The organism is Pannonibacter sp. CBAS1226 (assembly GCF_055685825.1).
Genome location: NZ_JBVOUO010000004.1, coordinates 268,433 through 288,123, shown reverse-complemented (window position 1 = coordinate 288,123; position 19,691 = coordinate 268,433). Strand labels below are relative to the sequence as shown.

Annotated in this window: 16 protein-coding genes and 1 tRNA gene; 15 read left to right on the top strand and 2 right to left on the bottom strand. The window is 61.9% G+C overall.

Features of this window, described 5'->3' with window-relative positions:
- Positions 1-128 precede the first annotated feature (128 nt).
- The 7 genes from AC0CMF_RS13945 to AC0CMF_RS13915 are packed head-to-tail and all read left to right on the top strand — an operon-like array spanning position 129 to position 11,487.
- Positions 129-989, top strand: coding sequence for a BrxR family helix-turn-helix transcriptional regulator (locus tag AC0CMF_RS13945; RefSeq protein ID WP_374629220.1), 861 nt, complete (start codon positions 129-131; stop codon positions 987-989).
- Positions 973-3,165: a sigma-70 family RNA polymerase sigma factor gene (locus tag AC0CMF_RS13940; RefSeq protein WP_374629221.1), complete on the top strand. Its 2,193-nt coding sequence runs from the start codon at positions 973-975 to the stop codon at positions 3,163-3,165. Before AC0CMF_RS13945 ends, AC0CMF_RS13940 begins: the two co-directional genes overlap by 17 nt.
- Before the next feature lie 40 nt (positions 3,166-3,205).
- On the top strand, positions 3,206-4,672 hold the full coding sequence (locus AC0CMF_RS13935) for an ATP-binding protein (protein WP_374629223.1): 1,467 nt from the start codon (positions 3,206-3,208) through the stop codon (positions 4,670-4,672).
- Positions 4,669-7,536, top strand: a complete 2,868-nt coding sequence (locus AC0CMF_RS13930; protein ID WP_374629224.1) for a Z1 domain-containing protein — start codon at positions 4,669-4,671, stop codon at positions 7,534-7,536. Before AC0CMF_RS13935 ends, AC0CMF_RS13930 begins: the two co-directional genes overlap by 4 nt.
- Complete coding sequence (locus tag AC0CMF_RS13925) at positions 7,520-8,524, top strand: PD-(D/E)XK motif protein (protein ID WP_374629225.1); 1,005 nt, start codon at positions 7,520-7,522, stop codon at positions 8,522-8,524. The genes AC0CMF_RS13930 and AC0CMF_RS13925 overlap by 17 nt, the downstream gene beginning before the upstream one ends.
- Before the next feature lies 1 nt (position 8,525).
- Positions 8,526-10,328: an AIPR family protein gene (locus AC0CMF_RS13920; RefSeq protein ID WP_374629226.1), complete on the top strand. Its 1,803-nt coding sequence runs from the start codon at positions 8,526-8,528 to the stop codon at positions 10,326-10,328.
- A 7-nt stretch (positions 10,329-10,335) separates the two neighbouring features.
- Positions 10,336-11,487, top strand: a complete 1,152-nt coding sequence (locus tag AC0CMF_RS13915) for an HNH endonuclease (protein ID WP_374629227.1) — start codon at positions 10,336-10,338, stop codon at positions 11,485-11,487.
- On the opposite strand, the gene AC0CMF_RS13910 is transcribed toward AC0CMF_RS13915, so the two are convergent.
- On the bottom strand, positions 11,470-13,005 hold the full coding sequence (locus AC0CMF_RS13910; RefSeq protein WP_374629228.1) for a DNA cytosine methyltransferase: 1,536 nt from the start codon (positions 13,003-13,005) through the stop codon (positions 11,470-11,472). The two genes, AC0CMF_RS13915 and AC0CMF_RS13910, sit on opposite strands and share 18 nt — an antisense overlap.
- A gap of 67 nt (positions 13,006-13,072) precedes the next feature.
- On the opposite strand from AC0CMF_RS13910, the gene AC0CMF_RS13905 reads away from it, so the two are divergent.
- Positions 13,073-13,570, top strand: a complete 498-nt coding sequence (locus tag AC0CMF_RS13905; protein WP_050474437.1) for a very short patch repair endonuclease — start codon at positions 13,073-13,075, stop codon at positions 13,568-13,570.
- Positions 13,571-13,856: 286 nt separating this feature from the next.
- On the opposite strand, the gene AC0CMF_RS13900 is transcribed toward AC0CMF_RS13905, so the two are convergent.
- Positions 13,857-13,946: transfer RNA gene (locus tag AC0CMF_RS13900), tRNA-Ser, on the bottom strand.
- A gap of 969 nt (positions 13,947-14,915) precedes the next feature.
- Here AC0CMF_RS13900 and rplU point away from each other — a divergent pair.
- From rplU to proB, 7 genes are all read left to right on the top strand, one after another.
- Positions 14,916-15,290 carry a 50S ribosomal protein L21 gene (rplU, locus tag AC0CMF_RS13895; protein WP_050473329.1) on the top strand — a complete coding sequence of 125 codons (375 nt, stop codon included), beginning with the start codon at positions 14,916-14,918 and terminating at the stop codon, positions 15,288-15,290.
- A 50-nt stretch (positions 15,291-15,340) separates the two neighbouring features.
- Entirely contained in the window at positions 15,341-15,610 is a 270-nt protein-coding gene (rpmA, locus tag AC0CMF_RS13890; RefSeq protein WP_019963644.1) for a 50S ribosomal protein L27, read from the top strand.
- Positions 15,611-15,733: 123 nt separating this feature from the next.
- Positions 15,734-16,339, top strand: a complete 606-nt coding sequence (locus AC0CMF_RS13885) for a GNAT family N-acetyltransferase (RefSeq protein WP_094462809.1) — start codon at positions 15,734-15,736, stop codon at positions 16,337-16,339.
- Positions 16,336-16,905: a GNAT family N-acetyltransferase gene (locus AC0CMF_RS13880; protein ID WP_050473331.1), complete on the top strand. Its 570-nt coding sequence runs from the start codon at positions 16,336-16,338 to the stop codon at positions 16,903-16,905. The genes AC0CMF_RS13885 and AC0CMF_RS13880 overlap by 4 nt, the downstream gene beginning before the upstream one ends.
- Positions 16,905-17,471: a GNAT family N-acetyltransferase gene (locus AC0CMF_RS13875; protein WP_374629231.1), complete on the top strand. Its 567-nt coding sequence runs from the start codon at positions 16,905-16,907 to the stop codon at positions 17,469-17,471. The genes AC0CMF_RS13880 and AC0CMF_RS13875 overlap by 1 nt, the downstream gene beginning before the upstream one ends.
- A gap of 27 nt (positions 17,472-17,498) precedes the next feature.
- Positions 17,499-18,545, top strand: a complete 1,047-nt coding sequence (gene obgE, locus AC0CMF_RS13870; protein ID WP_050473333.1) for a GTPase ObgE — start codon at positions 17,499-17,501, stop codon at positions 18,543-18,545.
- Positions 18,533-19,684, top strand: coding sequence for a glutamate 5-kinase (gene proB / locus AC0CMF_RS13865; RefSeq protein WP_374629233.1), 1,152 nt, complete (start codon positions 18,533-18,535; stop codon positions 19,682-19,684). Before obgE ends, proB begins: the two co-directional genes overlap by 13 nt.
- The last annotated feature ends 7 nt before the right edge of the window (positions 19,685-19,691 follow it).

Here is a 19,691-nt window from a genome sequence, read left to right as displayed (position 1 = left end):
AGATCGAGATTGATGCTGCAAGGAGAAGCATTTCCATTGCCAGATCATCATCCCCTGGCTAGCCTCACGACAACCCAGAAAATGGGCGCGCATAGTTACCATGCGCATCAGGGGGCTGGGAGGCCACGGTGGACAACAAGAGGTCCGAACTTCGCTGGGGAGTCGAGCAGCGTCTCGAGTTCATAGAGTTCCGCCTGTTCTGGGAGGGACATGTGAACCGCAGCGACCTGATGGACCAGTTCGGGGTCTCGGTGAACCAGGCGTCCACCGACCTCAACCGCTACATCGGCTTCGCACCCGACAACATGGTCTACGACAAGAGCGCGCGGACCTACGTCCGTGGCCCCGAGTTCAAGCCCCGGTTCCTCGAACCCGACGCAAGCCGCTACCTCGCCCAGCTTCGGTCGGTGGCGGACGGGATCCTCGACCGCGAGGACTCCTGGATCGCCGATCTCCCACCCTACGCCTCAGCCCCGACCCCGGTGCGCGGCGTCAATCCAGTGACGCTCCGCTCCGTGGTCGACGCCATACGCCGGTCCGAGGCGATCGAGGTGAAGTACCAGTCCCTGTCCAGTCCGCAGCCGCGCTGGCGCTGGATCGCTCCGCACGCCATCGGGTTCGACGGGTTCCGCTGGCACACACGGGCGTTCTGCCTGACCGACGAAGCATTCAAGGACTTCCTGCTCTCGCGAATGCTCGAGATTCGAGAGTGTCGGGAAAGCGATGTGTCCGCGACGGACGACCGCGACTGGAATACTGAAGTCACTCTGGAAATCGGGCCCCACCCCGCCCTTTCCGAAACCCAGGCCAAGGTCATCGCGCTCGACTACGGGATGCTTGGCGGCAAGGCGAAGATCAAGGTCCGGCGCGCGCTGCTGTACTACGCGCTCAGGCGTCTCGGGCTTGATACTGATCCCGGCGCGAGGAAGCCGCAGGACCAGCAGATCGTGCTTCTCAACAGGGAGGTCATTCATGAAGATCATGGATAGACTGTCCCGCATCCTCGGCAGTCGCGACCAAACGACGAGCGAACCGGAAAGCCATGTTCTCGGGCCTTTCGAGATCCGGCTGATCGCCGAAGGGAAGCTCGAGAGGCTTGCCGAATTTGCGGCATCTTCTCGCCTCCACGCCGCCGACCCGAAAGGAGATACACCACTCCACCTTGCCGCGCGCATGGGCAATCTGGCCGTCTGCGATCTCTTCATTCGGTCAGGTGCCGACCCCGGCGCACTGAACCACGACCGACAGACACCTGCGGATGTGGCATTTGCCGAAGGTCACGGGCTCGCCGCGCAGCTTCTGTCTTCGCTTGTTGCGGGGTCTCCGGAGACGGAAACGGAGACGGAGACGGTTGGCGAGCGCGAGGTTTCACTTTTGGTCGAGGATGTCGTCACCGGGCCCGATGGAGTTCCAGAGCATCGTGTCGCCGTTTTTCAGGAGACGGAGCCAACCGATAGGACCGACGACCTGGATGACCTGCTGACTTTCGAAGCTGAGGCAGAACCAGAGGAATTCTTCGATCAGTACGCGGGCGATACGGCATCGGGGACATTCGTAGCGCTCATAAGTTCGTCACCAGTGGTTTCGGATAACGAGGACGGGGATTGGGATCTCGACCTTTCAGCTGCGCCGATTGCTGGAGAAGGCATTGGCTCCAGCGCCGCGGTGACGCCCGATCATGGTGCAGAGAACGACTTCCTGAAAGTCCGGAACCGCGGCCGGCAATCGGTCAAACGCGCTGTCGTCCAGACTGGCACGCGGATGTCGATCGACCCGGAGCTCTGCTTCACTTGGGCAGAGGAGATACTGGCCAAGGGACGGTGCTCCCTCGATGATGTCGACCGCCTTGTCACTCATTGCGAAGGGAATGGTGATCTCGAGGAACTGCGCATCAATCTCCAGCGCAACATGGAAGCAGCTGGCTTCGACCTCGATCAGGCGACGGGGCATGATGCCGGTCTCTGGGACGCTGTTTCAGACACTTCGTCCGATGACCTCGCTGACGCGATCGAGGCAGCCCTTACGCGTCGGACGCGGCTTCCCGGCACACAGCGCTTCGTCATGGACAAATCAGACGAGCTGCAACTGCTGGAGCCCATGATGCGGGCCAAGCAGGAACTCCAGCTGGGCATCTTGGGCTCCGAGACCGCCGTCGAAACGATCCTCGACGTCATGGACAGCATCCGCGCCGGGGCGCGAGACCCCGTCTCGGTGTCCCTGAAAACCATCATTCCCTCGCGCCCGGGCCATGCGGAGACGTCCGAGGTAATGGCCGCCGTGGAGGCCCTGAGGTCATGGCACACCACCGGCCGGGTGATGGACGGCAAACGACGAAGAGAGGCACTTGCTGCGCTCGAGGCATTGGATCTTTCTCTGGCATTCCACAAGGAGTTGGTCCGCCGACTGGAACAGTTCCCGGCGTGCCAAGCCGAGGCCAGTCAGCTGGAAGCCGAAATACTGATCTCCGAATCTGCTACCGAACACCTAATCCGCGAGCATCTGCCTTACGTCCGGCGTTTTGCCTCGCGGAACGTGGATGAAGGCGAGGATCCAGAGGACGTCTTCCAGGTCGCGTTCATGGGTCTGCAGCGTTCCACAAGGCGATTTGATCCCGAACGTGGTTATCGCTTCCTCATCTACGCCACTTACTGGATGCGACAGGCCATCACGCGATGGCGCGCTGATGAAGGCGCGGCGATCCGCATCCCCGTGCATCGGAACGAGAAGATCACCAAGCTCGATCGTGCCCTGGAGAGGCTGGACGTTCGGGTCGGTGGCGCCGTCTCCGACCTCGAACTCGCCGAAGAACTCGAATGGACAATCGACGAGGTCAAACAGTTCCGCGGCATCCCGCGTGAAGCCGAATATCCCGCAAGCCTTGACGACTGGGACAACCTGCTGCCCGAGCCTTCAGAAGCGGATGTCTTCGACCAGGCAGAAACCGAAAGGATCTTGGCAGACGCACTGGCTGAGCTGCCAGAGCGCCAGGCTGATGTGCTCCGGATGCGCTTCGGGATAGGGCGCGAAACCGACATGACTCTCGAGGAAGTTGGCCAGATCTACGGAGTGACACGCGAACGCATCCGCCAGATCGAGGCCAAGGCGCTCGACCATCTTTCTCACCCTGGACGCAAGCGGCGTCTCCAGGCTCTGCTCGGGATGTGATGACATGGGTGTAAGGAATGCTCCTCCTCATGCCGGTTCGATGCTCGAGTCCCTGCGCGGGCTTGGTTATGCTCCTCCCACCGCCATTGCAGATCTGATCGATAACTCCATCGCGGCGAACGCGGGTGAAGTCGGTGTTCATCTCGAATGGGCCGGTCCAGAGAGCTGGGTAAGGATCGTTGATGACGGCGACGGCATGGACGACGCGGCTCTGGAGGCCGGCATGCGGCTTGGCGCACGCGATCCGAGGGCTGAACGCGCCGCCACCGACCTCGGGCGCTTCGGGCTGGGCCTGAAGACGGCCAGCTTCTCTCAGGCTCGTCGCCTCACCGTAGCCAGTCGGAAGGAAGGTGGACCGGTCGTCTGCCTGCGCTGGGACCTCGATCTCATCGGTCAGGAACCCGGGGCCGATTGGCCGCTCTTCGAGGGACCGTCGCCGGGATCAGAGCATTTGCTCGCGCCGCTGGACCAGATGGCCCACGGCACCATCGTACTCTGGGAGAAACTGGACCGTATCGTGACGGATGGCTTCGCGACCACCGACATGATCGAGCTCGCGGATCGCGTGGAGGCGCATCTTGCGATGACCTTCCATCGCCTCATCGATGGCCAACTGCCCATGCTGCGCCTCTCGCTCAATGGCAGAGGATTGAAGCCTTGGGATCCGTACCTCATCGGTCATCCCGGCAAGGCGCTCGAAAGCCCCGAGTATCGGATCCTCCACACCACCGGTGTGACCGTGCAATGCCACGTCCTTCCGCATCGCGACATGCTCAAGCCTGCCGAGCAGGAAGCGGCGGCGGGGCCCGGAGGATGGACGCAGCAGGAGGGCTTCTACGTCTACCGCAACAAGCGTCTCCTTCTCGCTGGGGGGTGGCTTGGCCTCGGCGATGGCGGCAAGCCATGGCCGCGCGATGAAGCTCACAGGCTCGCTCGTATCCGACTCGACATACCGAACAGCGCGGATGCCGATTGGAAGATCAATGTCCTGAAATCGACGGCCAGCCCCCCGGTGCGCCTGCGATCCCAGCTTCATCGTCTCGCAACAGAAACACGCGACACGGCGCGGCGGGTCTTCGCCCACCGGGGACACGTGACTCCGGCCTCAGGCACGCGCCCGAACGCAGTCGCCGAAGCCTGGCAAGTGCGGCGTTCGGCACAAGGAACGTCTTACCGGATCGCTCGTGACCATGATCTTCTCGCCTCGATCCTCGATCGCGCCGGCCCACTCAAGCCCGACATCCTCGCTCTTCTGAGGCTGATCGAAGAGACAGTGCCCGTGCAGCGTATCTGGCTGGATACGGCGGAAGACAAGGAGACGCCGAGAACTGGTTTCACCGGAGCGGCCGAGAACGAGGTGATGGAGACCCTGTCCTCGATGTTTGAAGCACTGGTGAAGTTCCGCGGGCTCAGCCCGACCGAGGCGCGCGAGCGGCTCGGTCGCACGCCCCCATTCGACCGGCACCTCGACCTGGTTGCAGCCCTTGAAGCGAAAGACACGCAATGACGATTTCAAACCAGAAGGCCTTCGATTCAATCCTTTCCATGGCCCAGAACATGCTCCGCCTTGCTGCGGAACGCGCTCAGAGCCCTGTCACTCCGGAAATGATCGAGAAGGAGTTGACGAAGCTCGCGATCATGATGGAGGACGATTTCGCCCTTGTTGATCGGGACGCACTCGTTGACGAACTTATTCGCCGATCAAGCCGCACGGTGGGCGAGAACGCTACCCTGTCGAGCGGTGAGGACCATGTCGCCTGGCTCGATGCGGAAAGGAAGAAAGGCTGGACATACTGGCAGCGCTATTCCGAGTACATGGAGGCGCGCATTCCCTGGACGGCCCTCGACGCCCTCGACGTCGCCACGGATGAAGTCCTGTCGCAACTCGAGGACCCGACCCGGGAAGGCGCATGGGATCGTCGCGGACTGGTCGTGGGCCACGTTCAGTCGGGAAAAACCGGCAACTACACCGGACTGATCTGCAAGGCCGCCGACGCCGGTTACAAGATCATCATCGTGCTGGCCGGCCTCCACAACAACCTGAGAGCCCAGACACAGATCCGCCTCGACGAGGGGTTCCTGGGCTTTGCCACCATCGCTGACGCTGACGAGCTCCCTGCAGTCGGGGTGGGACTGATCGACAAGGACATGTCTGTCCGTCCCAACGCTGCAACAAATCGGAGCGACAAGGGCGACTTCAACACGGCCGTTGCGGCGAAGATGAACATCAGCCCGGAACAGCGACCGTGGTTGTTCGTGGTCAAGAAAAACAAGACGGTGCTCGAGCGCCTGCTGCACTGGATCCGGAACCGTGTCGCCAATCACGTCGACCCCGAAACCGGTCGCAAGCTCGTCACCAACCTGCCTCTCCTAGTGATCGACGACGAGTCCGACCATGGATCGGTCGATACGGGTGAAGACGTCGTGGACGAGTTTGGCAACCCGGATATCGAACATGAACCCAAGACCATCAACAGGTTGATCCGGTCGATCCTCCACCACTTCTCGCGGAAGGCTTATGTCGGCTACACGGCGACGCCCTTTGCGAACATCTTCATTCATGACCGCGGGGAGACACAGGAGCACGGACCGGACCTCTTCCCGGCAGCCTTCATCACCAGCCTTGCGGCACCATCGAACTATGTCGGGCCGGGTCGTGTCTTCGGATCGGCTTCCAGCACGCCCGAAGACCTGCCTCTGGTGCGCCCGCTCTCGGATGACGAGTTTCAACCATGGATGCCGCCACGACACAAGAACGGCTACCGGCCGCGATGGCAGGGAGAGGACCGTGTGCCGGACTCGCTCGCAGAAGCGATCCGCTCCTTCGTCTATGCCTGTGCAGTGAGGAAGCTGCGCGGACAGGGCAGCAAGCATTCCTCGATGCTAATCCACGTTACCCGCTTCACCTCGGTGCAGAACGCTGTCGTCAATCAGGTCGCAGAGTACGTGCGGGATATGAAGGGCCGCTACACCCGCGGCATCGAGCTTGCGGACCTCGAGGCGTCCATGCGCAAGGAATATGAAAAGACCTTCCTGCCAGGCATGCAGGGAATCCGCTCTGCCCTCGTCGAGGGCGAAACGCTGGAGAACTTTTCGTGGGCGGACATTCGTGCCGTCCTCCCCGACGTCCTGTCCGACATTCGCGTGCGCGAGATCAACGGCACGGCGAAGGATGCACTCGATTATGCTGAGAACGATGGCACCGGCCTGAAGGTGATTGCCATCGGCGGCGACAAGTTGGCGCGTGGTCTGACGCTCGAAGGTCTCTGCACGAGCTACTTCCTGCGAACCGCACGCATGTACGACACGCTCATGCAGATGGGGCGGTGGTTCGGCTACCGCGACGGCTACCTCGATGTCTGCCGCCTCTACACATCACAGGAAATGGTGGAATGGTTCGGCCATATCGCCGACGCCGCCGAAGAGTTGCGTCAGGAGTTCGACAACATGGTCGCGGCCGGCGCCACGCCAAAACAGTTCGGTCTGCGGGTGAAATCGCACTCCGTGCTGACCGTGACCTCGCGGGCCAAGATGAGGAACGCTCGCGCTATGCAGCTGACCTATTCGGGCGATCTTCTGCAGGCCATCGTGTTTCCCAACCGCAAGGACGACATCACTGCAAACTTCAATGCCACGGATCGTTTCATCAGCGCACTCGGTCCATCGACGGATCTGAACGATCAGCATTTCGTTCCACAAGGTCAGAAGTGGAACGGTCACCTCTGGCGAGATGTACCCGCCCTGAGCGTCATCTCGTTCCTAAGGGATTACAGGACCCACCCTGCCAGTTTCCGGATCATGAGTCCGCTGATTGCGGACTTCATCGAGGAGATGAACAAGGATAGCGAGCTCACAAGCTGGACGGTTGCGCTTATCGGAAAAGACACAGGCCCGGACGACAAATACCGCACGGTCGGCGGTGCTTCGGTCAATATGCTGAAGCGGAGGAGAACGACAGAACATGCAGACCGTTACTCGATAAAGACCCTGATCTCGCCTCGCGATCAGGCCATCGATCTGACCGAGGCGGAATGGAAGGCAGCGCTCGATCTCAGCCAGAAGACCTGGCGCAACGACACGGATCGAAACGAAGGCAAGGAGCCACCGTCCGATCCGAGAGGTCCGCAGATCCGTCACGTACTCGGAGAAGGCGTCGCCGAAGCGGGCATTCCGGCTCGCCGGGAACGCGGCCTGCTCATGCTCTATCTGCTCGATCCCGAGGGTGCAGGTGTCGATGAGTTGAATGATGCCGATCCCGTCGTCGCCTGGGCAATCAGTTTTCCGTCAAGCACTTCCGAGAGAAGGGTCTCCAACTCGAGGTACATCGCCAACAGCGTACTGTGGGGAGGCCTCAATGAGTGGGTGGACTGAAGACGGGCTCGCACGTGCGTGGCGAGCGCTCGCGCGTCAGGAAGCCGGAGAAGACTGGCGATTTGTCCATCTCACCGGAATAGGCACTGTCTCGGTCGAGGCGGGTTGTCACTTTCCCCTCGGGCGGGAAGCGCTGATCGTCGCCTTTCCTGGATCATGGCCAGTCAATCCGGCACGGCTGCCCGAAGGCAAGGGCTTCGACGTTTCCTGCATCGAAGGTCAGATTGTCTTTGCCGGGAAGACCGCCATCGCCCTCGTGAGGCGGCCTGAGGGGTCACCGGATATCTTCGCCATCATGGTTGTCGATGTCTTGAGGACGCTGGAGACCGCAGCCGACACCGCGAATCGCGACGTGATGGAGGCCTTCCTCGAACGTGTCATGGAGTGGCAGGCGTTCATGGCTCGAACGCACCGTCCACTCTCGTCCGATGCGCAGATCGGCCTGCTCGGTGAGCTGTGGCTGCTCAGGCTGCTCACGGACACTTCCCTCGGAGCTGGTGCTCTCGACTGCTGGCAGGGACCGTTGCGGGCGGCGCAGGACTTCCACGTTCGAGGTGGCGCGATAGAGGTGAAGAGCACGGTTCGGACCGGCAGCTTCCTTGCGCGGATCAACAGCATCGAGCAGCTGGACGGTGACAGGGCTCCCATCTTCCTCTGCGCCTTCCGCTTCGAGGAAAACACGGACGGGATCTCGCTTGTCGATCTCGTGTCTGAACTCCGCGAGAGGTTTAGACTGGCCGGAATTCAGCGCGGCTTCGAGGCGTTGCTCATGGTGATGGGGTACCTCGAAGAGCATTCACCGCTCTACAGCCGAACGCTGACATTGAAGGATGCAAGGACATTCCGCTCGGAAGGTGACATGCCGCGCCTTACGCGTGCCTCCCTGCCAGCCGCCATCCGTTCGGCCGCCTATGTACTCGACCTCGATGCCTTGGAAGTCCCCTCTATTGGGATTCCGGAGCTGATCAACGAATTTGGACTTGACTGACATGAGCCTTGAAGAATTTCACCGCAACTTTCGTTCCGACCTGCAGACCATCATCGCCGAGCGCGTAGAGGCTGGCGAAGGCCCCTTTCCTTCGGATGAGCTCGTCTTTGCGGAAATGGTCATGGAGCATGTCGCAGAAACCGGGATCTGCGAGGCCCCAACCGTTTGCCACTGGAGCGGCAAGGTCGGCAACGCAAAACTTCGCATTACGGGCTATGCGCTCAGCTCCGATGAAACGGCTCTCGACCTGTTCGTGACCCACTATTTCGGGACTGAGGAACTGAACGATCTCAGGGACTCGGATGCCACCGCAACTGCAGGCGAAGGCGTTCGCTTTCTCTTTCGTGCGGCAAGCGGCAACCTCGACGCAAAGATCGATCCGACCCATCCGGTCAGGGACCTGGTCGCAACCATTCGTTCTCGCTGGGGCGACATTGACCGACTTCGTGTGTTCGTGATCACTGATGGCAAGACCAAGACCAAACGGTTCTCGAACAAGGAGGTTCACCAGAAGATGGTGGCCGTTGAGGCCATGGATATGGAGAGGCTGTTCCGCCACACCGAGGGCAAGCCGCGAGACGAGCTGGCCGTGAGTTTCGTCCAGTCGATCGGTCGGGCGCTCCCCTGCGTCCACGTCCCGGACCCTGATGCAGACTACGAGTATGCCCTTACTGCCATTCCCGGGCAGCTCATCCGGGATCTTTATCTGCGCTACGGGACGACGCTGCTCGAAGCCAACATTCGCACCTTCCTGGGGAACAAGCGCGCGGTCAACAAGGGCATCGTCGAAACGCTGCGAAAGGAACCGGAGCACTTTCTTGCCTTCAACAATGGCCTCGTTCTTGTCTGCGACGAAGCGGCGTTCGAGCGGACTGAGGACGGAAATCTGGGCCTGTCGTTCCTGAAGGGCCTGCAGATCGTGAACGGCGGGCAGACCACCTCGACCATCTACTTCTCTTCGCGCGACGATCGCACCATCGATCTCAGCCATGTCATGGTCCCCGCAAAGATCATCATCCTCAAGGGATCGCAGGACGAGGCACGCGAGCGACTGATCAGCAACGTCTCCCGCTATGCGAACAGCCAGAACGCGGTGAAGATGTCCGACCTGTCGGCAAACCGCCCGTTCCATCGAGAGCTTGAAAAACTTGCAAACGACACGTGGTGCCCGGACGGCGCAACGCGATGGTTCTACGAGCGCGCGGCTGGCGCCTACAACGTCATGCTTCTGAGAGAAGGCACCACGCCGGCCAAAAGGCGAAACCTGAAGGAGATGATCCCGCCGAAACGCAAACTGACCAAGAACGACATCGCGAAGTACCATGAAGCGTGGCGCGGCAAGCCGAACCAGGTCGCCATGGCTGGCGAGAAAAACTTCGCTGCCTTCATGGCTGCACTCGATGATGATCCGACGATTGTCCCGAGCCCGCTCGATGCCCGCTGGTATCGGGCGATGATCGCCAAGGTCATTCTGTTCAAGGCGATCGAGAGCATGATCAAGACGAAGGAGGCGAAAGAGGTGTTCCGCCAGGGATGGGTGAACATCGCAACCTACGTCGTGTCGGTGGTCGCGGATCGACTCGGCGACAGGCTGGACCTCGAGCAGATCTGGATGCGACAGGGGATTTCTGGCGGTCTGCGCGACCTGCTCTGGGACTGGGCCGTGGTCGTGAACGCCGAGTTCAACAGGATCGCTCCGGGTCAGCAGATCTCGGAAGTTGCGAAGCGCGCGGACACGTGGGCTAAAGTCAGAGCGGCGGACTACTCGCCTCATTCCTTGTCCATTCCTGAAATCAAGCAATAGAGATCATTTGGTCAGCACAGAAATGGCAAAAGTTCGAGACATCGGCGAGACACGGAAACGATCCGACGACATGATCCTAGTTGGGTACTTTCTTTCGCGTTGCACAGACTTTTCCGATGGCAAGGTGCCGAGGCCGCCTACCTCACTGGGCGTCGATAGTTGGAATGGTGCGTACGACCTGTTCTTTGACGCGCTTTCGGATGGTCGCTCTCAACAGCAGTTTCGCCATACGCTCAGGAATACGCGCGACATCTTTGACTCCCTTTTTGACAATGGTCGAAAGGGCTGGTCGGATGGTCAGAAGCGAGGGTCAGAGCTCAGCGAACGAGACCGCGCAGTTCACGAACAGTGGATACGGAACAGCGATGAAGATCTGTTCCGCAAGGTTCGTGAGTTTCTTGTAGAGCAGGGTCGACACCAAAATCCAGATTGGACCCGTGACGAGCTAATCATTGCACTCGACTATCATCTGAATCATCGTAATTTTGATCCACGGCCCCAATCTGAGGAAATCGGTGAACTCGCGCAGCGTATCGCGAAAGTTGGTGTAGCCTTGGGCCTGATAGAACGCGGATTGCTTTTGCGAACGCCAGATGCAATCGCCATGAAGTTGCGAATCTTCAGTTCTTTCGACCCCCAATATATTGATAACGGCCGAAAGGGGCTAACCAATGGCAACAGGCTTGAAGTTGAGCTTTGGGAGGAATTTTCCGGACGTCCGGACGAGGTGGCGCGGGTTGCGAATGGGATATTGGAGTTAATCGGCGACAGTGATGCGGAGATCCTGGCTTTCGATGAACCCGAAATCGAAGCGTCAGAAGGTCTAATAATGACCCGAGTTCATGTTTCCCGAGAACGAAACAGTACACTCGTGAAGAAAAAGAAAGCCGTCGCGCTGAGACAGCATGGCTGTCTTGCCTGTGAGGTCTGTGGTTTCGATTTCTTGCAAACCTACGGAGAGAGGGGCCGGGAATTTATCGAATGCCACCACACCCTGCCAATTTCATCGCTCGGTGAACACGGCAAGACGAACCTGAAGGACCTTGCCTTGGTCTGTTCCAACTGCCACCGGATGATACATGCTCGACGACCTTGGTGGTCAATTGACGATGCTAAGGCCGCGCTGATCGGCGCCAACGGATCAAGAGCCCAAAGCTGAAAGGAGCAATCTCGAAATCTGCCTCGCAAGAAACGGCGGCACGGCGTTTCCGACCTGGACATACTGCTGCGTGCGGTTGCCAAGAAACAGGTAATCGTCGGGAAAGGTCTGGAGCCGGGCTGCCTCGCGCACGGTCAGACTCCGGCACTGGATCGGATCGGGATGAATGAAGTAGTGCCCGTCCTTGGAAATATGGCTCGTGACAGTGGTAGACGCTTCGCCCGCCAGCTGGACACGGAAACGGTCGTTGAAGACACCGCTGTGCCAGTTGCGGTGATTCGGGCTAAGCGCCAGAGGAAAATCGGCGGCCTTCGGACTGTAGCCACGCACCGCCCCGAACACCGACGCGAACAGGTAGCGGCCGAGATCCGACGCCATGTGCCCGCGTGTCTCATGCTGGGCAATTGCGCGCAGGTTCGGCCGCTCGAGCCACCGCAGCAGATCATCGTTCGAAGTGCCGTAGCCCTCCGGCAGACATGACGCCGCCCGAAGGGTCGGCGAGCCGTCCGTCAGTTGCCTTGAAACGGTCAGGAACGCGTCATGGAGCGTGTCGTCGTCCTCCACCGTGCAGATGCCAGCCAGCAGTCTCGCGGCGTCGACGACCTCCTGTCGCCACGCCGCCGCGTTGTCCACCCCACGGCTGATGCCGCTTCGCAAGGCGGGCATCGTTTCGATGACATCCCGGACGGTACGTGCCATCCCCGCTACAGCGATCTCCGCATCGGCGGCACGTCCTGCGAGGTCCGAACGGATGCCGACAATGATCACCCGGTGGCGCCGCTGCGGGACTCCGAACGCCTCGGAGCGCACGACGAAGTCCGATGGCTGCACCGCATCCCGCAAGCTGGCCTTTCCATCCTCGACCCGGATGGCCCGCAGTTCGTAGTGATGGCCGTGGCCCGTGCCGAGCGAGGACAGGTCCTCCATCAGCATCTCGAAGACAAGGCGGCTCTCGACTGTCGAAGACAGCATGCCCTTGACGTTCTCCATCACGAAGGCGGCCGGGCGAAGCTTGTCGAGCACCCGGATATACTCGCGGAAGAGATAGTGCCGCGCATCCTCCTCGGGAACATAGCCGACCTTGCCCCTGGAGCGGGCGCGCCCCACCAGGGAATAGGCCTGACAGGGCGGACCGCCGATCAGGATCGTGTCGTCGTATTTTCGTTTCAGCTTCGCGATGGCGCCATCTATGGCGGTCGTCGCAGCCTCGGTTCCGAGCTCGAGCGCGCGGGCTTCATCGATGGCATGCTGCCACGCTTCAGCGTCGACGGCTGACCAGTCCGGTTCGGATGCAAGCCCAGCATGGAAATCGATGAACTCTTTCGGCAAGACGCCATGACGTGCACGGTACTCGCGCAGAAAGGCACGCAGCGTCAGGGTCCGATGGGCCGACGCCTCCTTCTCGACCGAGATGCCGATCCGGAACGGCGCATGGCCGTCCTCGACGAAGGACGCGAATCCCTCGCCAAGGCCGCCTGGACCGGCAAACAGATCGACAATGCCGAAAGTGGAGGGCAAATCAGGCTCCTGACGAATTTCATTCAGCCGGTGTATACTAGGTTCAAGGACGAAAACCAGGGAGCATATGACCGATATCGTGGACCAGCAGACCCGTTCCCGGATGATGTCAGGGATCAGGGGAAAGAACACCAAGCCCGAGCTGGCTCTCAGGCGGGCATTGCACGCGCGCGGTTTTCGCTTCCGTCTTCATTCAAAGAAGGTCCACGGACGACCGGACCTCGTTCTGCCGAAGTATCGCGCCGTCGTCTTCGTGCACGGCTGTTTCTGGCATCGGCATAAGGGATGCCGCTACGCCACCACTCCCGCAACGCGCTCGGAGTTCTGGCAGGCCAAATTCGCGGCGAACGTTGCACGGGACAGCTCTGTGCGCGGAGCGCTGCTTGACGAGGGTTGGCGCGTGGCGACGATTTGGGAGTGTGCCTTGCGTAAGCCCGAACTGGTCTCCGTAGCCACCGACCGTCTTTCTGAATGGCTGCGGACTGTTGGCGCCACGCTCGAGCTCGGCGAAAATGAGGTTTCGAAACCCACAAGAGAAGGTGAGGACGTCGGCTCTTCCCGCTGATTGATCCAGCGCAGCAAGGCTATGATCCGCCTGTTGAATGTTCGATGCGGGTTCCATTTCACGAACGCCACTGACATCGAAGTGTTCAGGTGCTACGTCGGAAAAACCGAGAAATATTTGATGGTTGCAAGCTATTCACCAAAATCGCGCAGTCATGAGGTCCGGAGAGAACGCATGCGCGCCCTTCAGGGCGTAGCCCGGTCAACAGCCCCTCCCGCATAACCCTCGAAAACAACGGAAAAATCCGGCCGGGGCCGGATCGGGAGAAGGTCTTTGTAAGGGAGAATGGCGGAGAGGGTGGGATTCGAACCCACGGTACGGTTGCCCGCACAACGGTTTTCGAGACCGTCCCGTTCAACCACTCCGGCACCTCTCCGCGGCACACGTCAAACGTGGTCTCAAGTGGCGCGGAACATAGACAAGGGTTCCAACCCCCGCAAGGGGCAATTTCGGCTTTTGCCGGTTTTTTTGCCATGCACAGCCGGGACCGGCAGAAAGCCTTGAGCGGCAAGGGGTTGAGAGTGTTTTCAGGAGCAGCAGGCTTCACTTGCGTCTCCTTTTTCCGTTCAGCCACCCGTATGCCGGTGATGCAGCAGGCCGTTCCCCGGTCAAAGCCGCCACACGCCCGGCAGCCATCGTCATGAGTGCCGGACTTGACCGCGTGGCCTCCGGGGATACTGGATCCCCACCTTCGTGGAGATGACAGCCCCACCGATGGCAAGCCGTCATGCCCGGCAGCAACGCCGCCTCAACGTACACGCAGCGCCACTTGCCGAGGCCACCGGCGCCCCGGTGCAGACTGCACGGAACCGGCACACGAGGCGCCGTCCCGGACGACGCGCAGCGAAGATCCGGGAACCATCCGTTCGCAGAGCGGTCCGTGGAGCTTCCGGCGGCAACCCGTTGCCAAGGCTCAGGACGATGGCGCCTCTCTGCAGGCGAACAGCTCCCGGCTCGCGCTGCGCTTGGCCGGGGCGGCCCGGTGTCTCCTGGCAGCGCCGCACCCGACAGCCGGGAGACCGGCCGGGAGAAAAGCTGCCGCACCATGCCTGCCCACCTTTGCCGGGGCAGGAAAAATGGCGGTTTGCGGCGGGTTGTGGATTGACTTTCCTTTGATCGCGGCGTTATACAGCCTCTGCTCAGTGAAATGGGGCCAATAGGCTCCGTGCATTGTGCTGTCTCCAGACCTCCAACCATCCAGCATTGCTGCCGGTTTTTCCGCAGGGCTGGCTGTTCCCGAAGAGAAGAAACTCCGGCATGGGCCAGACGGCCTGCGGCGTGGTTTTGACCGGCGGGAGGGGTTCCGGAGATACGGCAACAGAACGAAAAAAAGGACGTGCAAGACATGTTCGCAGTGATCAAGACCGGCGGTAAGCAGTACACCGTCGCACAGGACGACCTCCTGAAGGTCGAAAAGCTCGACGCCGAAGCCGGCGCCACCGTGACCTTTGAAGAGGTCCTGATGGTCGGCAATGGCGAAGAAACCACCGTTGGCGCGCCGCTCGTGGCTGGCGCCACCGTGACTGCGGAAGTGGTCGACCAGGCCCGCACCCGCAAGATCATCATTTTCAAGAAGCGCCGCCGTCAGAATTCCCGGCGCCGCAACGGTCACCGTCAGTCGTATACGCTGGTCAAGGTGACGGCCATCTCCACCGGCGACGCAAAGCCGGCGAAGAAGACCACCAAGAAGGCAAAGGCTGAGGAAGCTGCTGGCGAGTAATCGCCGCCACCTCAGCGCAACTTGAACAGCGAAAGACGAGGAGTTTCGTCATGGCACACAAAAAAGCAGGCGGTTCATCCCGCAACGGCCGCGACTCCGCCGGCCGCCGTCTCGGCGTCAAGAAGTTCGGCGGCGAAGCCGTGATTCCGGGCAACATCATCGCACGTCAGCGCGGCACCACCTGGCATCCGGGCAACGGCGTCGGCATGGGCAAGGATCACACCATTTTTGCGACCGTAGAGGGCAAAGTGGAATTCCAGGCCAAATCCAACGGCCGAACCTTCATTAACGTGCTGCCGGCAGCGGTAGCAGCGGAGTAAAGCCGAGTGAAACCATGTTCGCCGGCGTCCTGATCGACCCGGCGGTTCTGGTGAACCGGTCAAAGTTCAAGGGGAGATGGGACGCCATCTCCCCTTTTCGTTTTTCTTTGACCGGAGGAAGTTATGGTTGTCGAGAGTGAAGGATACTTAGACGAAAGCAGTCTGGTTGCGGCCCGGATGCCGCTGGAAGGGGTTCGTGTCCGGCTCGATACGCCGCGCAAGGACGATCTGGCAGACATTGTATTTCTCGCCAACAACCGCAAGATTGCCTCGCATCTGGCCACCATGCCCCATCCCTTCGCTCTGGAGGATGCGCGGGCCATCGTGCAGAAGAGCCAGACGGCAACTCCCCATTACGCAAGTTTTGCCATCCGTCTGAAGGCCACCGGCCGCTTCATCGGACAGGCCAAGTATGCTGCCGCCGAACCCGGCGGGCCGATCCAGGTCGGCTACTGGCTGGGCGAGCCCTTCTGGGGCTGCGGCTTTGCCACCGAAGCGCTGCACCGGCTGGTCGATCACGCCTTCAGCAACGGCGACATGTACGAGTTGCAGGGCAGCTGCCGCGTCACCAATCCGGCCTCGCGCCGGGTGCTGATCAAGAGCGGCTTCCAGTACCGCGACCAGGGCATGGCCCGGTCGCTGGGGGCTGGCGGCAATGTGCCCATCGAGCGCTTCGTGCTGGAGCGCTCCGTCTGGCGCTCGCTGAAGCAATGGGGAGGCCGGTCATGAGCCGCTTGCCGGAACTGCGCACCCGCCGCCTCATCCTGCGCCCCTTGCGCGGGGAGGATTCGGAGGCCATCGCCCGCCTGTGCGGGCAGGAATTCGAGGTTGTCCGCTGGCTGACGAGCATGGCCTGGCCCTATGAAGAGGGCTCGGCCGAGGCTTTCACCGCCCGGGCGATGACCTGTGATCCGGTGGAGGAGGCGGCCGTCTTCGCCATCACGCTGGGCGGCGTCTTCATCGGCGTCATGGCGATCGACGCGCCGGGCGAGCTGGCGGAAGCGGCCGGCTGCCCGACCATCGGCTACTGGCTGGGCCGCCCCTTCCAGGGCTTCGGCTATGCCGGGGAAGCAGCGGAAGCGGCGCTCGACTGGGCCTTTGCCGCCCATGGCTGCACGGCCGTTGCCGCGCGGGTGTTCGAGGAAAATGCCGCCTCGCGGGCGCTCTTGCGCAAGCTTGGCTTCCAGCCGGAAGCCATCACCGAGCGCTATGCAAGGGCACTGGACCGCAAGGTCCGCAACATCGTCGTGCGGCTGGATGGCAAGGCCTTCCGCCAGCGCAAGGCAGCGGCCTGATGGGCGCGGCGGAGAGCGGCGGCAAATGGCAGGGCCTGCCGCTCGCCACACCCCGGCTGACCTTGCGCCCGGCACGGGCCGCCGATGCCGCTGATATTGTCCCGCTGGCCGGGGATATCGAGGTCTCCCGCACGCTGGCGCGGATGCCCCATCCCTATACGGCAGAGCATGCGCAAGCCTGGCTGCAGGCGGCGATGGACGGGACGGATCTGACCATCGTCAATCTGGTCATTGACCGGAATGATGCCTTCATTGGCGCAATCACGTTTCGCGAGTTGCACGCAAGCCCCCTGATCGGGTATTGGCTTGGCCGCCCCTTCTGGGGTCAGGGCCTGATGAGCGAAGCCCTGAAGGCTGCGCTTGGCTGGTTCTTTGCCGTCACAGATCATGAGGCTCTGGAGGCAGAGGTCATGACGGGCAATGCCGCGTCGCTGGCTGCGCTGCGCAGGCTGGGGTTCCGCGAGACGGGCACCGGCACCTGCGCCAGTCTTGCCACCGGCACGGCGGCGGCTTCAATCCGCACACGCCTTGAGCGCGCGCGTTTTCTGGAATCTAGTGATGCCTGACGCGCGGGCAGCAGAAATGGACATGAGATGAAGTTCCTCGACCAGGCCAAGATTTATGTACGCTCCGGCAATGGCGGTGCCGGTGCGGTCTCCTTCCGGCGGGAGAAGTTCATCGAGTTCGGCGGCCCCGATGGCGGCGACGGCGGACGCGGCGGCGACGTCTGGGTCGAATGCGTCGAGGGGCTGAACACGCTCATCGACTACCGCTACCAGCAGCATTTCAAGGCCGGAACCGGCATCCATGGCATGGGCCGCAACCGCACGGGCGCCAAGGGCAACGATGTGGTGCTGCGCGTGCCGGTGGGCACGGAGATCCTCGAAGAGGACAACGAGACCGTCATCGCCGACCTGACCGAACCCGGCCAGCGCCTGCTGCTGCTGCGCGGCGGCAATGGCGGCTTCGGCAATGCCCAGTTCAAGTCCTCCACCAATCAGGCGCCGCGCCATGCCAATCCGGGCCTTGAGGGCATCGAGAAGTGGATCTGGCTGCGGCTGAAACTCATCGCCGATGCCGGCCTCGTCGGCCTGCCCAACGCGGGCAAGTCCACGTTCCTGGCCTCCGTGTCTGCGGCCAAGCCCAAGATCGCCGACTATCCCTTCACCACCCTGCACCCGAACCTCGGCGTGGTCGAGCTGGACGGGCGCGGCTTCGTGCTGGCCGATATTCCGGGCCTGATCGAGGGCGCGCATGAAGGCACGGGCTTGGGCGACCGGTTCCTTGGCCATATCGAGCGCACCCGCGTGCTGCTGCATCTGGTCGATGGCTCGGGCGTGGAAGATCCGGGCGAAGCCTACCGTGTGGTGCGCGGCGAGCTGGAGGCCTATGGCAACGGGCTGGAAGACAAGCCGGAAATCGTCGCCATGTCCAAGGCCGACGCCTTGTCGCCGGAGCTGCGTGCCGAACGGGCGGCCTCGCTGGAAGCGGCCTGCGGCCGCAAGCCGCTGATCCTCTCGTCGGCCAGCCGCGAGAATGTGGACACGGCGCTGCGCATGATCATCAGGGCAATCGACAAGGATAAGGAGGACGCCGCAAACGAGGTTCCCTCCCGTCCTGAAGAGGGATGGCGTCCGTGAAGCAGGCAACCCGGCAGCTTGGCGAGTTCAAGCGCATTGTTGTGAAAATCGGCTCGGCTCTGCTTGTCGAAAACGGCAAGCTGCGGCGCGAGTGGCTGGAAGCCATCGTCGATGACCTGGCCGCGCTGGCGGAAAAGGGCTGCGAGCTGCTGGTGGTCTCCTCCGGCTCCATCGCCCTGGGGCGCGGCGTGCTTGGCCTGCCGCGCGGGCCGCTGAAGCTGGAAGAAAGCCAGGCCGCCGCCGCCGTGGGCCAGATCGCGCTGGCGCAGGCCTATTCCGAGTGCCTTGGCCGCAAGGGGCTGAAGGCAGGGCAGGTTCTGCTGACGCTGGGCGACACGGAAGAACGCCGCCGCTATCTCAACGCCCGCGCCACCATAGGCACGCTGCTGCGCATGGGGGCGGTGCCGATCATCAACGAGAATGACACGGTCGCCACCTCGGAAATCCGCTATGGCGACAATGACCGGCTCGCCGCCCGCGTCGCCACCATGACGACCGCCGACTGTCTCGTGCTGCTGTCGGACATCGACGGGCTCTACACCGCCCCCCCGGCCACCAATCCGGATGCGGTGTTCCTGCCCGAAGTGCCGCGCATCACGCCGGAGATCGAGGCGATGGCAGGCAGCGCCGGGTCGGAGCTGTCGCGTGGCGGGATGAAGACCAAGATCGACGCGGCCAAGATTGCCACCTCCGCCGGAACGGTGATGGCGATTGCCTCGGGCAAGCGCATGAACCCGCTGCGCGCCATTGATGAGGGCGTGCGCTGCACGTGGTTCCTGGCCGCCTCCACGCCCGCCACGGCCCGCAAGGCCTGGATCAACGGCCATCTGGAGCCGCGTGGCGAAGTGCATCTGGATGCAGGCGCGGTTTCCGCGCTCAAATCCGGCAAGAGCCTGCTTCCCGCAGGCGTCACTCACATTTCGGGTGGCTTCTCGCGCGGGGATACGGTCAAGATCCTTGCCCCGGAAGGCCGGGTGCTGGGGCGCGGCCTCATTGCCTATGATGCGGCAGAGGCACGCATGATCGCGGGCCGCAACAGCCGCGAGATCGAAGCCATCGTCGGCTATCCGGGCCGCGCCGAGATGATCCACCGCGATGATCTGGCGCTGGACGACGCCCAGTTCGAGAAAGAAGCCTGAGGAAAAT

What these genes read in the sequence shown, in the direction of transcription:
- AC0CMF_RS13940 (WP_374629221.1), top strand. Translation starts at nt 973, where the DNA reads ATGAAGATCATGGATAGACTGTCCCGCATCCTCGGCAGTCGCGACCAA.
- AC0CMF_RS13935 (WP_374629223.1), top strand. Translation starts at nt 3,206, where the DNA reads ATGCTCGAGTCCCTGCGCGGGCTTGGTTATGCTCCTCCCACCGCCATT.
- AC0CMF_RS13930 (WP_374629224.1), top strand. Translation starts at nt 4,669, where the DNA reads ATGACGATTTCAAACCAGAAGGCCTTCGATTCAATCCTTTCCATGGCC.
- AC0CMF_RS13925 (WP_374629225.1), top strand. Translation starts at nt 7,520, where the DNA reads ATGAGTGGGTGGACTGAAGACGGGCTCGCACGTGCGTGGCGAGCGCTC.
- AC0CMF_RS13920 (WP_374629226.1), top strand. Translation starts at nt 8,526, where the DNA reads ATGAGCCTTGAAGAATTTCACCGCAACTTTCGTTCCGACCTGCAGACC.
- AC0CMF_RS13905 (WP_050474437.1), top strand. Translation starts at nt 13,073, where the DNA reads ATGACCGATATCGTGGACCAGCAGACCCGTTCCCGGATGATGTCAGGG.
- rplU (WP_050473329.1), top strand. Translation starts at nt 14,916, where the DNA reads ATGTTCGCAGTGATCAAGACCGGCGGTAAGCAGTACACCGTCGCACAG.
- rpmA (WP_019963644.1), top strand. Translation starts at nt 15,341, where the DNA reads ATGGCACACAAAAAAGCAGGCGGTTCATCCCGCAACGGCCGCGACTCC.
- AC0CMF_RS13885 (WP_094462809.1), top strand. Translation starts at nt 15,734, where the DNA reads ATGGTTGTCGAGAGTGAAGGATACTTAGACGAAAGCAGTCTGGTTGCG.
- AC0CMF_RS13880 (WP_050473331.1), top strand. Translation starts at nt 16,336, where the DNA reads ATGAGCCGCTTGCCGGAACTGCGCACCCGCCGCCTCATCCTGCGCCCC.
- AC0CMF_RS13875 (WP_374629231.1), top strand. Translation starts at nt 16,905, where the DNA reads ATGGGCGCGGCGGAGAGCGGCGGCAAATGGCAGGGCCTGCCGCTCGCC.
- obgE (WP_050473333.1), top strand. Translation starts at nt 17,499, where the DNA reads ATGAAGTTCCTCGACCAGGCCAAGATTTATGTACGCTCCGGCAATGGC.
- proB (WP_374629233.1), top strand. Translation starts at nt 18,533, where the DNA reads ATGGCGTCCGTGAAGCAGGCAACCCGGCAGCTTGGCGAGTTCAAGCGC.